Origin of the sequence: Bradyrhizobium sp. SZCCHNGR1005 (assembly GCF_032489995.1) — a bacterium.
Lineage (GTDB): Bacteria > Pseudomonadota > Alphaproteobacteria > Rhizobiales > Xanthobacteraceae > Bradyrhizobium.
The window spans coordinates 1154553-1169793 of the sequence record NZ_JAUEZC010000002.1 but is presented as its reverse complement, the minus strand read 5'-3'; the positions used below and the strand labels follow the sequence as shown (position 1 = coordinate 1169793).

The 15241-nt window shown below is 57.7% G+C and carries 9 protein-coding genes; 2 read left to right on the top strand and 7 right to left on the bottom strand.

The genetic code is table 11. The annotated features are described in order from the left end of the window. Window positions 1-115 precede the first annotated feature (115 nt). From QXZ85_RS11485 to QXZ85_RS11460, 6 genes are read right to left on the bottom strand one after another with little or no spacing between them, the layout of a single operon-like run. Window positions 116-2338, bottom strand: coding sequence for a 3'-5' exonuclease (locus QXZ85_RS11485; RefSeq protein WP_316174117.1), 2223 nt, complete (start codon window positions 2336-2338; stop codon window positions 116-118). Continuing rightward, window positions 2335-4119, bottom strand: a complete 1785-nt coding sequence (locus QXZ85_RS11480; protein WP_316174115.1) for a DUF262 domain-containing protein — start codon at window positions 4117-4119, stop codon at window positions 2335-2337. Before QXZ85_RS11480 ends, QXZ85_RS11485 begins: the two co-directional genes overlap by 4 nt. A gap of 37 nt (window positions 4120-4156) precedes the next feature. Beyond that, a complete protein-coding gene (locus QXZ85_RS11475) occupies window positions 4157-4741 on the bottom strand; it encodes an HD domain-containing protein (protein ID WP_316174113.1) in 585 nt (194 codons plus the stop codon). A gap of 57 nt (window positions 4742-4798) precedes the next feature. Continuing rightward, complete coding sequence (locus tag QXZ85_RS11470; protein WP_316174111.1) at window positions 4799-5347, bottom strand: hypothetical protein; 549 nt, start codon at window positions 5345-5347, stop codon at window positions 4799-4801. A 15-nt stretch (window positions 5348-5362) separates the two neighbouring features. Further along, entirely contained in the window at window positions 5363-8143 is a 2781-nt protein-coding gene (locus QXZ85_RS11465; RefSeq protein ID WP_316174109.1) for a site-specific DNA-methyltransferase, read from the bottom strand. Between the two features lie 32 nt (window positions 8144-8175). Next, on the bottom strand, window positions 8176-11241 hold the full coding sequence (locus tag QXZ85_RS11460) for a BPTD_3080 family restriction endonuclease (protein WP_316174108.1): 3066 nt from the start codon (window positions 11239-11241) through the stop codon (window positions 8176-8178). 989 nt (window positions 11242-12230) lie between these two features. Between QXZ85_RS11460 and QXZ85_RS11455 the strand changes: the two genes are divergently transcribed. Both QXZ85_RS11455 and QXZ85_RS11450 read left to right on the top strand, forming a co-directional pair. Continuing rightward, on the top strand, window positions 12231-12560 hold the full coding sequence (locus tag QXZ85_RS11455; protein WP_315701748.1) for a recombinase family protein: 330 nt from the start codon (window positions 12231-12233) through the stop codon (window positions 12558-12560). Window positions 12561-13384: 824 nt separating this feature from the next. Further along, window positions 13385-14740: a reverse transcriptase domain-containing protein gene (locus QXZ85_RS11450; protein ID WP_315729470.1), complete on the top strand. Its 1356-nt coding sequence runs from the start codon at window positions 13385-13387 to the stop codon at window positions 14738-14740. A gap of 290 nt (window positions 14741-15030) precedes the next feature. Here the strand turns inward: QXZ85_RS11450 and QXZ85_RS11445 are convergent, their stop codons facing one another. Continuing rightward, window positions 15031-15240 (bottom strand): hypothetical protein, encoded by a 210-nt coding sequence (locus QXZ85_RS11445; protein WP_315701750.1) that lies wholly within the window; start codon window positions 15238-15240, stop codon window positions 15031-15033. Between the last annotated feature and the right edge of the window lies 1 nt (window position 15241).

The following is a 15241-nucleotide window of genomic DNA, read 5'->3' as shown; positions in this document are numbered from 1 at the left end:
TTCGAGGCCATGAGAGCGAACCTAGTGACGATGCTGGAGTAATACCGACGAATATCGCGGGCGACTGCGAGTCCCGCGCAGAGGCGCGCTGATCGAGCCGTCGATTGCTGCTACCTTAGACCACGTCGAAGTCGTCTAGGAACTCGGAGACCGGCGTCACGCCGCAGACGAGCAGGTGATCGCGGGCGCGGGTGCAGGCGACATAGAGAAGGTGCCGCTCAGTCTCATAGACCTCCTGCAGGTCGGCCTCGTCCCCTACGTTCTCGATGCGCTCCTGGAGCGGAATGACCTCGTCGTCGCAGGCCATCACCACAACGACACGAAACTCCAGACCCTTCGCCAGGTGCATTGTCGCAATCGAGACCTGTCCGGTGGCCGTTTCGACGCGATCGTCGAGCACCCGGAAGGGAAGGCCTGCTTTCTCGACCGCGGCTTGTGCACGGTCGAGTTGGGCCTCGGAACGAACGAAGACGCCGAATTCATGGGGCAGCACCCCGCCGGCGGCCTGGTCTGTGATCCATTGCGCCACGGCCGCGCATTCTCCGGCGTCGTCCGGGAGAGCCATGATGGTCGGCTCCGGGCCGTTGAAGACGGAGATGGCATCGTCCCGCCGTTCACTGTTGCCGTCGACGTCCGCCACGGTGGGTCCGAGCAGACGGTCGGCCTGGCTGCGGATTTGGTGCGACGTCCGATAGTTGACCCGCAGCGTTCGTGAGCGGCCTCTAATGTCGACCCCGACTGACTTCCAGGAGAACGGCTGCTGGAAGATGCGCTGGCCCAGGTCGCCCGCGAAGAACAACGCATTGGGGCGGCCGGCACCAAGCGCTGCCACGAATTTCAAATGAGCCGGGCTGACGTCCTGTGCTTCGTCGACGACGGCAAAATCGAACACAATCCGTTGGTCACGGGAAATCACACCGGCCAGCGTGGTGAAGAGTTCAGGCCACGTGATCAAGCTTTTCGATCGAAGCTCATGCTGGACACGCTCGAAGATCGACCAAAGCTGCCGACGCTGTGCCTCCGACAGACGGGTCTTGCGTCCCAGGCGCGCCACGTCGCGATAGGCCTCCCATGAGCCGAGCTGCCAAGCGTCGACGATCTCGTCCCATTCGGTGACCAGGAAGCGCAGGCTGAATTTGTGGGCGCCAGCCCTGTCGGCTTCTGTCTTGATCAACTCGCGGACGACAGCCGTCTCTGCAATGGCAGCCGGACCGACGTGCGACCGGTAGAGCCGAAGCCCGATGCCGTTGAGCGAATGGACGTCGATCCGCTCCCCCAAACGCGGCTCGCTGCCGAGCAGCCGCCGGAGTTTGGCCTGGAGGGCGTTGGCGAGGGTGTCCGAAAACGTGGTCAGCAGCACGCGCGACTGCGGATGAGATCGCGCCAGATGCACAGCCCGGTGCAAGGCTACGATGGTCTTTCCGGTGCCCGCCGAGCCGGACACCCGGGCCGGTCCGGCATAATCGCGCTCGACCAGGTCGCGCTGGTCCGGATGCAGAAAAACCGTCCATTTGTCCCAGGGAGCATCGAGGGCGGCGCGGAGCTCATCGGCATCGCGGATCGTCCTGAACCGACGCTTTGCGTCTGGGTGATCGAAGGCGCTCGGAGGCGACGTCGCGAGCAAATCTTCGAGCTGCTTTGTGAGACGGTGGAGATCCGCCCCAGCGTTTATATCATCGGATACAACAGCAGATGCTGCCGGAGAATCACTTGAGATGAACTCGGCGAAGTCCGAAAACATAACGTCTGGTGTTGGTCTCCCAGGTCTCCCGCCAGTGGCCAGCTCCAGCAGGGCCTCGGATGCCTCCGCCGGCAGATGGTCAGTCAGCACCAGAAGTGTATCCTCGGTCGCAACTCTCACGTCTGCAAGCCACTCTGGTGGCACGCCGAAGCCTAGCAGTTCGTCGTCCGAGACGCCGGCGAACAGGATGGGCTTGGTCGTCGCGGCTCGCTGAGCCGGGGGCAGCTCGGCCTGCACATAGATGGGGACGAGGACCTCCTTCACCGTCTCGCGGATTTCGACCAGCTGCGCCGCCCCAGTCTTCGGGTGAGTTTCCAGCTTGCGCCGCTCGGCCCAGTCATAGGCCCTGTCGTGATGGTCGACATAGCAGAGCAGGAGGCTGTCTTTGCTCCTGTGCACGATCAGCCGGATGTCGCTGTTCACCCGAACAGACCAGAAATTCTTGTCCCTAGCCTTGTCGAGCTTGTGAAAGCTCATACCCGGATTGGCTGGATTAAGCTGCAGATCGAACGCTGTTGTCTTCACAGCTTTCTGCTCCTCGCCTGTCAGTCGAGCGAGGCTGTCAGTGAAGGTATCAGAGATCCGAAACTCCGTCATGGGCGAGGCCAGAGTGATACAGCGATTTCCGCCAAGGATTTCGATCGCGCATCGATATTGCTGAATTTGAAATTCGACAGCTTCGCCAAGTCTTGCGTGAGCTTGATCGCGGAATCCTTATAAGCAGTCTTCTTTCGCCCAAAGGGGTTGTTGGAGGCTCCTATGTTGAGGGGGCCGGCAAAAAGCGTAAGATTTCCGATCCGGTCTACGTACCTCGAATGCGCGGATTCAGCATTATTGCCCAGATAGGAAACCCAATCGCCGTATTCGTCCTTTGCTTTCTTGGTTCTAATTTTTTGCGGCATGATGTGTTCGACGTGAACGTCATCAGATCCCAGCACCTGCAATTCGTCATGTTCGCCGTGTTTTGCAATTTCTATCTTTTCCAGGCAATACCGCGCCCGATCTATTAGGTTCGCCGAAAAATGGGCGTCAGCAAACTCGGCGCGGAATTTGTCGTCGGTCGGACAAAGTTCACGATAGGCAACCTTGGTTGACTCAATAGGATTTTTCGGAGAATTCGCGCAAAGCCGCGCGAACAGGGCTTCAGTATCGTTCGATCGCTCTCGACAGACGTGCCGGCGGAGCACGAAATTCTCCGTAAGCTTCAATATTTCACGGAAGTCCTTATCACTGCAGCCGTTGGAGCGCAGGTGCATTAAAAATCCGTACGTTTGAACCGCCTTGATCATCTGCAAATTGCGAAGATGGCGATCGATGCGATTGTCCTTGGTTCGAGCGAATATCAAGTCGCTGTAAACCTCGGAACACAATGTCAGTCGCGATACGAACTCATTGAATCCAACCTTCTTGAGAGCCGGCGATTGAGCGACAGGGACCTCGGCTACAACAGCATCAGTTATCGCGGCATCTTCGTCCTGGTCATCCTCTGGATCGTTGTAAAAGCCGTGCTCAGGAAGCGTCTCTGCTTCCTTCACCTGATTCATGAAGAGGCTCTTGAACTCGGCGATGACTTCCGAAGTCATCACTCTGCGCTGGAGAGTGGCCATCAAGAAGTAACGAAAGAACGCATCAGAGCTTGTTCCATCCAGATTAACTAGCAGCTTGCTCCAATGTTTGCGGGCAAATTCGAGCGAATCCGATCCGAGCCTAGCCGCATTGCCAAGTAGAAAGTTCTTGACGATATCCGTCGGACTTAGTTTTAGGCCGCGATTGTTGATCGTCTCGAACAGCTTGAAAGCGTCTTTGGCGCTACCAACATCGAGCCTGATTATGACCGCTTGATTGCGGAGCATGTAAAGGAACTCACGGACATCTTTCAACGAGGCATCGGCTACCCGTTCACGAACAAAGCTAAACGCGCTAGCCAAATTCTGATTCTTGACGCCCGCTATTTCACCTTGGAGCAGATGCTGTGCAAATTCATCTGCATCAATCGATTCAAGTGCAATTTTCTTTACGGCTTTTCCACTGAGCGGCTTTGCGTTCAGGAGTTGATCTATCTCAAACGTTTCGTCCGACGTTCCCTCCGCTTCGAGCCGCTCTCGAATGCACTCAAGGATAATGCTTACGGTAGTGAGTCGTTGCTGCCCATCGACCAGCTCCAGATGATTTAGGCCAGCTTTGTGATGGCCGGCCAAGCACACGATGCTGCCAAGCAAATGAGTGTCGCCATTTTCGATTGCGGCGATGTCGTCCATAAGCTCCCCTACCTGACGTTCATGCCATGAATATCTCCTCTGGTATGTGGGAATGACATACTGCTCGTTCGTGGAGCCGAACAATTGATTCAATGTAAGCGACGTCGGAGTAATCTTCATTGTCAACCCCAAGCAGCAAGAATCAGGAGGTGTTCTGTTAAATGAGTTCTGGTCGCCGTTCTTTATCGTCTCGAAAAGATGAGACTAAGCGGGAGAGATCCCGCGCAAGAGGGATAGGCAGCGCTCGATCAAAGATTGCGCTGAGCGTGCGGTAATACCAGATCGTACCTTCCTTTCCCCCGGTGAAGCGCTGCCAGACGCCGTCACCAATCTGGCGATAGTCACTGAGGATCGCTTCCGCGTTGTCGACCTTGTCGGCGAGCGAAACCAAAAGCGACGTCGTCGGTTTGGTCGGCAGTTTCGAAAGGTAAGCCTCCTTCCGCGTGCGCCACTCTGGCTTAGGTTCGGTCCAGGAATCGGTGCAATCGGCTACAATCCGGGCTACATCCGGCCCGAAGCGTTTTCTTATGACTTCAAGCGTTGCTTCACCTCCTTGATCCTCTGCAGCATCGTGCAGAAGGCCACCGATTGCTTGAACTTCGCTACCTCCTGCGGAGAGCACGCGACTCGATACGCCCATCAAGTGGGCTATGTAGGGGATTCCACTTCCCTTTCTGATCTGATCGCGATGCAGGTTGGCCGCATAGACCAATGCCTCATCAAAGTTTTTGGAAAGCCCCATCAGACGCCCTCTTGTGAATCTGTCGTCGCCATGCGTGAAATATGATCACGCCCCCTCTCACCGCGCACGACATTTCACGGAGAAGCGGTCGAAACTGATCTCGTCGATGCTGTCTCTCAAGAGCTTGCCAAGTCCCGAGAGGTTAGGGTCTGCGATTGCACCCGGCTTCAAGACCGAGATGTGAGGCTGAAAATGATGTGCTCCAAAAGCACTCCGTCGGTGATCACTCGGCCTCCTCGTTCCGAGCACATCGATAGTTTCGTGGCAGTAAAAGCGTTCCCTTAAACCTTCGATTGCCGCGGAAGCTCCGTTGGCGCGTCTGATGCGGAGGCCTATCATGCATCGCGACGGATCTACATCATCCCGCGGATTCTCACCACCGGGTGCCATCGCCATCATGCGCAATTCCGACCCGGGAATAGCAAAGCTCACCGCTTCAGTCGTATTGCTTAGATTCCGCATGTTGCGTCTCGCATGGTAGACCGTCACGTGCAGCTCTCGCTTCATCAAGCTGCTGGGAATGCCAACGATCTTGGTGAAGAAGTCTCGCAATTTTTGTTCGCTCTTACTGTCCAGATGTGCGGTTGCCCAAACAGAATACTGCATCGGATCAAGCCAGATCTAGCCCCTGAAGACCTTCATCACCTCGTCTCCGAGGTGGTTGATGACCTTGACGGCAATTCGGCCGCTCTTGGGTTGGTCGAACGGGCGCGATGAGTCGCTGTTCAACGTAGCCCAGGCTTCCGGATCGATTTCGGCTTTCAGCGTGGTCTTTAGCGCGCCATAGGGATCGTTCGCGCCGAGAAAGTAGGCGTGGCGGACGAAGAAACTTTCCTCGTTGTAGTCTGTATCAATGAACCAGCAAGCGATGCCGCCGGCGTTGTCGCTGATGACCTCGCCGGTTTGCGGCTTGAACACATCCACCCCGTTGACCTTCACGCGGAGGCGGCCGTCCTTCTCGTGAATAAGATCGATATCGGGTTCGCCGAATATGACGAACAGGTTGCCCTTTGAGGTCGTCTTGAGATCGTCTGCCATATGCAGGTCGGCGTTCATGCGCGCCTTGAGCACGGGAATGCGGCCGAGCTTGTTGAACTCTGTGGTGTGGGCCTCATAATTGAAAGCGCAGGCGATCAGCACGTCGAAGGAAGCGTCACCGGCCTCGCGGGCGGCAGCGACTAGATCGGCGCGAAGGACGGTGCCGAACTCCGGGCCGATGAATACCGCCGCTCGTCGCTCGGTTTCGCCTTCCATGTAACGCCCTTCGGCGCAGACGAGATCGCCCGGCCAAGGCGAGAGCGATATGAAAGTGATCCGATCCTCTTTGTGTGCCTGCTGGACACCGGCGATCTTGAGATTTTCGAGGACCATTTCGGGGAAGGACTTCTTGGCTCCGTATTGGGCGCCATGATCCTCAAGGCCATCGATCAGATCGTCGTTCTCATCTACGCCCAAGATGCGGTGCGGGCTGAGGCTTTCCACGGTGAAGGGCCCCGCTACACGGACTCTCTTGTTGTCGGTGTAGGGCTTGTCGTAGAGGTATTCGAACTCGGCCTTGGCGGCGATCGAGGCGTCGATCTCTGTCTGTCGCGCAATGCGGGCTTCCCACCATTCGGCGTGCAGTTTCTTCACGGAGGCAGACCAAGACTCCTCGCTATCGCGCGGAACCTCCCATTCTAGCCAGTTCTTTTTGAGCGCAGCGTTAAGCTCCTCTCGCAGAGCCTCCAGCTTCACCTGCCATTGCTCCCAGATGACGTCGATTTCGGCATTGTTTGCTATGGATTTCAGCGTGATGTGCGGCACGCGTTCATAGACGAAACCGTGGCGGATGTCGCCATGCACCTGCTTGGTGCTTGGAGCGGTTCGTGTAACCTCGCCTTCCCGGATTTGTCCTTCAAGCGTATCAGCAAGCAAATAAAACGGATACCGCGCGCCCATGATGCGAGCGCGAGCCAATGCCAACGCGACGCGCGAGGTGTCAATTGTGATCCAGCGACGCCCCCATTGCTCCGAGACAAACGCGGTGGTTCCCGATCCGCATGTTGGATCAAGTACTAGATCGCCCGGATCGCTGCACATTAAGATGCAGCGCTGAACGATTTTCGCGTTTGTCTGAACAACATAAATCTTCGGGTCAGCAAAACCAGATGTGACCGTGTCTTCCCAGACGTTTGTCATAGGTATCGCAGGGAAGTCGCTCAAATACCGTACATACTCCAACGTATTTCCGAATGCCATCAAACGGTTTGCCATGCTGAGTTTGAGCATTCCCGGCTCGCCAGTCTTCCAATATCCTGTCCGCGGATTGTACGTGCGGCCATTCAACTGGACGGGGAAATCGCCGGGCGGTCGTTGGCTCGTGAGCGGGCTGTGGCGAAATAGTCGTGTACCTTCGGGCATGTCTGCTAAGGCTTCTGCCGTCCGAGCGGGCCTTACGCTTGTATCCGGCAACATCGCGAGATTGTATTGGTCTCCACCACGGCCTGCCGCTGACTTTTCGTGGTAGAGCGCGCGATACTTCATCTGCTGTCTGGATTTCGCGTACCACAACAGATAATCGCAAACGCCAGCGAGCAACTCACTCGAGGCGCTGCTGGTCTTTTTAAACGCGACGAGTGAAACGAAGTTTTCGGGCCCAAAAGTCTCGTCGAGCAAAGATCGTACGAGATGCAAGTTTTCATCGCCGATCTGTATGAATATTGACCCGGAATCTGTCAAAAGATCACGCCCAACCGTTAGGCGGTCGCGTAGATAAGTGAGATAGCTGTGAATGCCGTCGCGCCAGGTGTCTCGAAATGCTTTTACCTGCTCTGGCTCACGGGTGATCTGATCGACTTTGCCGTCCTTCACATCACGGCTGGTTGTCGACCATTGGAAGTTGCTATTGAACTTAATCCCATAAGGCGGATCAAAATAGATACACTGTACCTTGCCGCGTAGTCCTTCGCGCTCTGCAAGACTAGCCATGACCTGAAGCGAGTCGCCGAGGATCATGCGGTTGGACCAGTTTTGGTCGTGCTTGTAGAAATCGGTCTTGTCAGCGTCTTTAGGAATGCCGTTGAAGTCGGCGAAGAGATCCGGTGTCATCTCGCCGCTCTCATGCTCGCGCTCTTTGGTAGCGCGGAGCAGGTCATCGATCAGGGCCTTCGGGTGCACCTTTTCCTGGATGTAGAGCGGGGGCGCCTGGACGACTAGATCGCTCCAGTCCTGCTCGTCCTTGCCGCGCCAGACAAGTTGCGGATCGAGGTCGCGATTGCGAGGATAGAACACCTTCTTTGGGTTTTGCTGCTCCTTTTCAAGCACGGATTGGTATTCCGCCGTCGGAATGTTCTTCCGCTTGGCTTCATCGTGCTTGAGCGTCTCAACCGACTTTGCGGCCTGCTTCTTTCCGTTCTTTGCCATACGATCCTCTCGGCCTGTTGCCCTGATAAATCTCAGGCCGGTTCCTTGATGCGGTGCTTATCGATCAGCTTGTCAAATTCGGCCTTCACCCTGGCTTCGAAGTCCGTGCCGATCTGGTAAATCTCTCCGAACTCGGCGAAGGCCCATCGCCCGAAGGTGCCGGGATGGTTCACGCCGGGCACCCAATAGGTCTCCATCGTGGCTTTCTTCTCCTTGGCATCTTCGCGCCGATAGCCCTTGATCTCGACGATCAGATTGAGCGGATCATCTGGACCGCGGCCATCATCGACCTTCACGATGAAGTCGGGCCAATATTTCCGGTTCTCGGAGCCGTAACGGTAGGGTACTTCGAATCCAAGATTATGGTTCTTGGTATAGGCGATGACGCGCGGGTGAGATTCCGCCACGCGACAGAACTCTGCCTCCCAGTCCGAATCCAGGATGACCCAGTTCACGTGGTTCTTCGGCGGCGGTCCGCTCGTATCCCATCGCTCGGCTCGCGAGGTATTGAACCGGACGCGACGGGTCGATCCGACTTGATTGTAAGGGTTGAGCAGAGCCTTGATCGGCCGTTCCCCGATGAAGTGTCGGGTGATGGCGGTGGTGATCCGGTTGCAGGCCATGTCCGCCAGCTCCTGATACATGAGCTGCGCCGGATAAGTGCCGCCTTTGCAGACCAAACATGTATCGAGCCATTGCTTCACGATGCGTTTGAGCTGACCGAACAAGGTCAGGTTCGGCTCCTCGCCGGGGTCGCGCCATTTCGTAGTGATCAGCCGGTGTGTGAGGTTGTAAACGAGCGAAGAGGGCCTCATGTCGCCAAGGTGTTCGAGGCTCATGTCGACACCTTGGCCAATGATGCCCGAGTTCCGGGTGATCGAGGGACCGACGAGATCCGGGCTGAGTTCGAGCACGGAGTCGTCGTTGAAATCCGCCGTCAGCCGTTCCTCCGGCAGCTCGACACGATAGCCCTCGACACGCGGAAAGCGGATCTCCAGGGCATCCCGATCTGGGCTGATGGCCTTGACCTGAACGGTTTCGCGCGGCGGCTGAGGAGGAGCGATGACCGGCTTGGCCGTGAAGTCGAAGGGGATGCCGAACACGTCGGCGTATTCGACGTTGAACAGCCCTTCCTCGTTGAGCTGATAGGACTGTCGGCGCAGAGCGCGGCCAATGACCTGCTCACAGAGCAATTGCGTCCCGAAGGCGCGAATGCCCAGAACATGAGTGACCGTGTTGGCGTCCCACCCCTCGGTCAGCATCGATACGGAGACGACGCAGCGGATCGAGCCGCCAAGTTGACCGTGTTTGCCAACTGTGTTCATCACTTCACGAAGCAGATCCGCTTCGCTGATGTTGTCGGCGGCGCGTGCGTCCTTGGTGCGCTCGATGATGTCACGCTTGAACCGGTCGATCTCGTCGGCGGCCATGGCGCGGAAATTGTCATCCAGCGCATTGCCGGCTTCGAGCTGCTCGCTGTCGATCAAGAGCGTGTTCGGTCGCGGCAGCGGATTGCCGGTGACATCGTCGAAGTTCCGGAACAGTGCGAAGCGGCTGTTCTGAAGTGTCGTCGAGCCGTCCGAGTTCTTCCGGTGGAAGCCAGAGACGAAGTCATAGACCAGCTTCGAGATGGCTGTATTCTGACACACGATGATGAAGCAGGGAGGGACTTTGATCCCCTTCTCCTCCCAAAGCTTGAACGTCTTCTCGTAATGCCCATAGAGCGCCTCGATCGCGGTCTGCAGACGGGTCGGAAGGCGGAGCGGGTCCAGCTCTTCGCCCTGGCCGCGGCCCTTCTTGGGCATGTCCTTTCGAATGTTCTCCCAGAGATCGCGGAACATCGGCATTTCATTGCCGGGAATGTTTTCGGCCACGGGAACGCGCGGCAGCTTGACGATGCCGCATTCGATCGCGTCCATCAGCGAGAAGTCGCTCATGGTCCAGGGAAAGAGGGTGCCTTCTGCGTAACCTGAACCGCGGAGGAAGAACGGGGTTGCGGAGAGATCAATGACGCGGGCGACACCGAGCTTGCGGTTCACCGCCTCAATGCCGGAAATCCAGAGCCGGGCGGCCTCGTTATTTTTCTCGGCCTCCTTCCTCTCGTCGCCCTTCAAATCCTCATCGTCGGGCTCCTTGGGTTTTTCTCGGTAGCAGTGGTGCGCCTCGTCGTTGATGACCATGATGTTCTTCAGGCCCATCAGCTCGCCCATGACGCGCTGGATCATCTGCCCTTCGGTCTCCAGCGTGTTTAACTCGTCGCCGGTGCGGCCCTGCAGCAGCTGACGACCACCTTTCGACAGCTCCACGCGCTCGCGGAGCTTGAAGGCGTGATAATTGGTGATCACGATTTTCGCTCGGTGAAGATCGTCGAGCATGTCCGTTGGAACGATGGCGCGCTCGGAATAGTAGTTCTCGGGGTCGTTAGGCTGCAGGACGCGTAGCCGGTCCTTGATTGTCAGGCCCGGAGCGCAGATCAGGAACCCGCGGGTGAAGTTCTTGCTGCCTTCGTGCCGGCAGGCGTTGATGGTCTGCCAGGCGATCAGCATGGACATCACGGTGGTCTTGCCAGCGCCGGTCGCGAGCTTCAGGGCGAGGCGCATCAGCTCGGGATTGGCATCCTTGTTCGCAGCAGCGAGATGATCGAGCAGGCGTTTCCCTTGCCGTGTGCCCGGAGCAACCTCGGTCAGCCAGATCGCGGTTTCGACGGCTTCGATCTGGCAGAAGAACGGGCGCACGCCGCCGGAATCGTGATGACGCCAATGCTGGAGCAGACGGGCCGTCTCCTGCGTGACTTGCCATTGATTCGGGTTCGGCAGATTTCGCCAGGAGTCCACGTGGCTACGGACCTCGTTGATGATCGAGGTAATGTCATATTGCTGCTCGGCCGTGGAAAGACCCTTGCCCTCGTCGAAGACGAACCCCTTCTGGGCGGCAGGCTTGCGCTTCTTCGGCTTGGGGATGGGAGTGACGAACTTCGCGGATCGGCGGCTTTCGATGATCAGCTGCGTGGGCTGCCCGGTCTCGTCGAGCTCCCAATGACGTGTGGGATAGGCATAGGGCGAGTTCAGAATCGGATGATCAAAAAATGGATTGTCCATCGGCCCCCCAGCCGCGTGTGCCGCTGTTCCTGGTCAGAACAAATCTCTCGGTCTGATCAGGGGTATCGTATTCGTGAGTGGTACGGCTCCAGAAGCAGCTAGTGCAACCGTTTCGATGGAGTAACACCCAGCACAATTAGACCGGCAGCGAAAAAAATAATGCAACGGCGGCCCTTCGAAGTTATCATGTTTCGACGACGCCACCAAAAAGTGCCACACAAAAGCAGATCGCCGGACCAAAAAATACAATAAAATCAATACCAACCAGGATTGAGACCTTAGTTCAATCCTGTCCGGCAGCACCATGGGACCCAGGGCTCCTCCCCTTCATGATCCATTGAATTGGCCGAACGCGCAGCTTCGCGGTCTCGCGGCGCGTTTCGCGTCCGAGCTTTGCTGGTCGACCGCCCTCGCGAAAACGCAAGGGCGCAGGGAAGGCCGGGCGCCGGCCGCGCCCGTGGCCCGCCTGCAGAAAGAAAAGCAGGCGGCAGTCACCACAGGTTGGGCCGAAAACACCCGGCCTTCCCTGCGCGATGGGCTTACGGCTTATACGCGCTCTCCTTGGGGACCGGCTCTCTTGCCCCCATCACCCGCATGCGCGTCGAAGCACGCGAGCTTGACCCCAGCACCGGGAGGTCAGGACCACACGATTTCGCCGTCCGCACGAGCCCGCTCGTCGGCATTCAAGAGAATGCTGCGCGCCCGCACGGCCACCGCTCCCCGCCTCCACGTTCGTGACGACCGCGATACGCCCCTCGCACCGAGGCGGGATGTGGGGGATATAGCATGATTTCTGAAAAAACGAAAGAGGAATTTGGGGTCATGGTGGCTGTTCCTCAATCCAGCAGCGGCCTTATTCCCGCAACCGACGGGAGATACCCGCGTTACCTCGGCTAGCGTCATCATCATTGCCGCCTGCTGAATGGGACTGATGACCTGTGCACTTACCGATGTGCCCTTATACGACCTTAGCTCACCCATCCTGTTGAGTGCACTGTCACTATAATCTGGATCGACTGTCCCGTGACGCGCACTGCCTACTGGGCTTGGAGAAAGCAGGCGTTGACTTCGTAGCAGCGGACATGCCGCACGCAAATCATTTGACTGTAGGCATCATGGCGATGGTGGCGGATGAAGAGCGGCACATGATCTCGCAGCGAACCAAGGCCGCCCTGGCGGAAGCGAAGAAGCGTGGAGTGAGGCTTGGCGGCGACCGTGGCGCTCGGCTTTCGCAGGTTGCTCGCAAAGCGGGCCGCGACGCGCAAGCAGCGAGAGCCCGCAATCGCGCCGCTGACCTCGTCCCATTTTCAGCGAGTTGAAACGACATGGCATCACCTCGTGGAGCTCTATCGCACGTGCACTCAACGCGCGGCGCACCCCCACGCCGCGCCGAGGAAATCAGTGGACAGCAACACAGGTAGCTCGGGTTGCGGCACGACTCACGGTATAAGGTTCCATTCGGTGCAATCAGCGCTTTTCCACTTGCAGTCCCTGCAGGTACCCACAGCATATAGGGTTAACCGATATCCATCGCCACTACCCATTGTGGTAGCGAACCGAATCAGTTATCGTAGGAACATCCAGTCCACTCGCTTCTGGGGGCCGGGCTCGATCTGAGCGTCGGTTGTTCCGGGGGTGAGGTCCGGGTGGCTGTTGCTACATCGGATCAGGTCGCACCCGAGGGATGCACACTGCGCCTTCGGAGCCTTGGGGATCGGACTTCGCCCTCGGCGGATTGGAAGCTGACCGTAGCCCTCACCATTACGGGGACCTATCGGACGGTTGGTAGCTTTTCTTTCTCCGCCGGCGTGGAGGGTCGCGGGCAGCTCTTGACCAGCACCGCCAAAAAGGTAGGCGGAACTCGAAGGAGCGCTTCAGATGACCAGAACATGCAAAAAGGTGCCAGTCGATCGGCACTCGCTACAACTGCGGCGTGCTTCGCAGCAGTGGTCCACTCGCTTCTGGGGGCCGGGCTCGATCTGAGCGTCGGTTGTTCCGGGGGTGAGGTCCGGGTGGCTGTTGCTACATCGGATCAGGTCGCACCCGAGGGATGCACACTGCGCCTTCGGAGCCTTGGGGATCGGACTTAGAGCTCTGGCCGAGGGCGGGCGAACCGATAGGCCCTCACACCACAGGCTTGTTGATGGCCGACGATCTCTACAAGAGGCTCAGGTCCCGAGAGGTTCTTCATCGATCGTGGGCGGCTGTGAAACAGAGCGGGCTCACATCGCCCAGCGAGACCACCGTGAGCGCAATCAGGCGCTATGATGATGCGTGGTTGAGCAATCTCGAGCAAATCAGCAAGCGGCTCCGAAGCGGCAAGCTCCGCTTCGATGGAGAAGAGGGGATCACCATCCCCAAGGGGAAAGGAAAAGGTCTCCGCCCGGTGGTGATGGCTCCGATCGCGAACCGGATCGTACGTCGAGCTATCCTCGAAGTGCTGCAAGGCTATGGATCCGACAACTCGCGAAAGGCTTGGCTAGGTGTTCCTGCGGTCAGACAGATCATGGAAACAAGAACCAGCGTCGGCGGGATCAAAGATCGGGGCGTTCCTCATGGACTATCCTTGATTGATGAAGCGGTCCGCAATGGTAAAACTTGGTTTGTGAGGTCTGACATCAAGAACTTCTTCACCCGCATTCCGCTCGCGGACGTGAATGCGTTCATCGCTGAGGCGGTACCTGATCGGCAGTTCGTAGACATCTTCAGGTCGGCACTAGCCACGAACTTGAGGAACAGGGCACAGTTGGAGGAGCGCAAACACTTTAAGCTATTCCCCGACGAAGACGTCGGTGTAGCTCAGGGGTCGGCGCTGTCTGCTCTTGCGGCAAACGTTGCCCTTCGGTCCTTTGACGAACTGATGAATGGCCGCGGGATCGTTTGCGTCCGCTACATTGACGACTTCATCATGCTGGGTGCATCCCGCACGAAGGTCGGAGCGGCGTACAACGCAGCACGCGAGCACCTCGCACGATTAGGCATGGATGTCTACGATCATGCCGACGAAGCCGCTCGACGCGCAGGGAAGTTCGATGAAGGCAACGTGTACGACGGCACCGACGTGCTTGGCTACAGGGTGTCAGGCACATCTCGGCAACCTTCCGCAGCGGCCATTCAGGCGTTCCGAAAGAGGTGCGATGTCATCGTAGAACAGGCCAAGAAGCAAATGAGCCTAGCGGCGATGGGACAATCTCCGACCAATGGACAGGGCTATCATCAGGCAATGGTCTTGCTTCACAAGACGGTAAGAGGCTGGTCGCAGGCATTTCGTCACACCACGGCGACTCAGGTCTTTCAATCCCTCGATAAGGAAATCGACCGGCGCATCGAAGACTTGCGAGCATTCGCAATCAAGCTAACGCAGGGAACGACTGAGCAAGGGCGCCGCCGCATCATGGGTATTCAGCTGTTGAGTGACACAGCCTCCCACCCGCTGCCAGCGGTCGCAGGACCCACGCAAGCACCTTCCTTCAGAGAGAGGCACAACGTAGCTGCCTGAGCCGGTAAGGAGGGCTAGTTCTTTAGACCAATGTTGATCACAGTTTACATCGACGAAAGCGGCACACACGACAACTCCCCTCTCATTATGGGTGGCATCCAATTCCGGCGACGGTCCAGTCCACTAAATTCCACTGCGGCACTGGATGAGACGCACTGGTGACCTGTGCGCTCACCGATCCGCCCTTATACGACCTTAGCTCACCCATCCGGTTGAGTGCACTGTCACCGAAAGTCGGATTGCGCATGATCGGGGCTGGCGGATTTCCGCCAACCCGACTTCTTGTGCTTTCAGTTGATGGTGTTTGGCATGCAAGGAGGTTCGGTGTAGGGATCCGAGGCAAACGCGCCCGCTTTCGGAGCCCGCACACAATCCGTGATAGCATGGGTCTTGCTCATGGCACGATGTGCCGCGGCATTGTTGCTGCGGGCCGCCTGGGCTTCAGTTACAAATACGGCTGCCGCAATCAGCGCGACCGACACCAAGTTAAATTTGGTCATT

Coding starts and splice junctions, on each gene's coding strand:
- QXZ85_RS11485 (WP_316174117.1), bottom strand. CDS start 2,338: ATGACGGAGTTTCGGATCTCTGATACCTTCACTGACAGCCTCGCTCGA.
- QXZ85_RS11480 (WP_316174115.1), bottom strand. CDS start 4,119: ATGAAGATTACTCCGACGTCGCTTACATTGAATCAATTGTTCGGCTCC.
- QXZ85_RS11475 (WP_316174113.1), bottom strand. CDS start 4,741: ATGGGGCTTTCCAAAAACTTTGATGAGGCATTGGTCTATGCGGCCAAC.
- QXZ85_RS11470 (WP_316174111.1), bottom strand. CDS start 5,347: ATGCAGTATTCTGTTTGGGCAACCGCACATCTGGACAGTAAGAGCGAA.
- QXZ85_RS11465 (WP_316174109.1), bottom strand. CDS start 8,143: ATGGCAAAGAACGGAAAGAAGCAGGCCGCAAAGTCGGTTGAGACGCTC.
- QXZ85_RS11460 (WP_316174108.1), bottom strand. CDS start 11,241: ATGGACAATCCATTTTTTGATCATCCGATTCTGAACTCGCCCTATGCC.
- QXZ85_RS11450 (WP_315729470.1), top strand. CDS start 13,385: ATGGCCGACGATCTCTACAAGAGGCTCAGGTCCCGAGAGGTTCTTCAT.
- QXZ85_RS11445 (WP_315701750.1), bottom strand. CDS start 15,240: ATGACCAAATTTAACTTGGTGTCGGTCGCGCTGATTGCGGCAGCCGTA.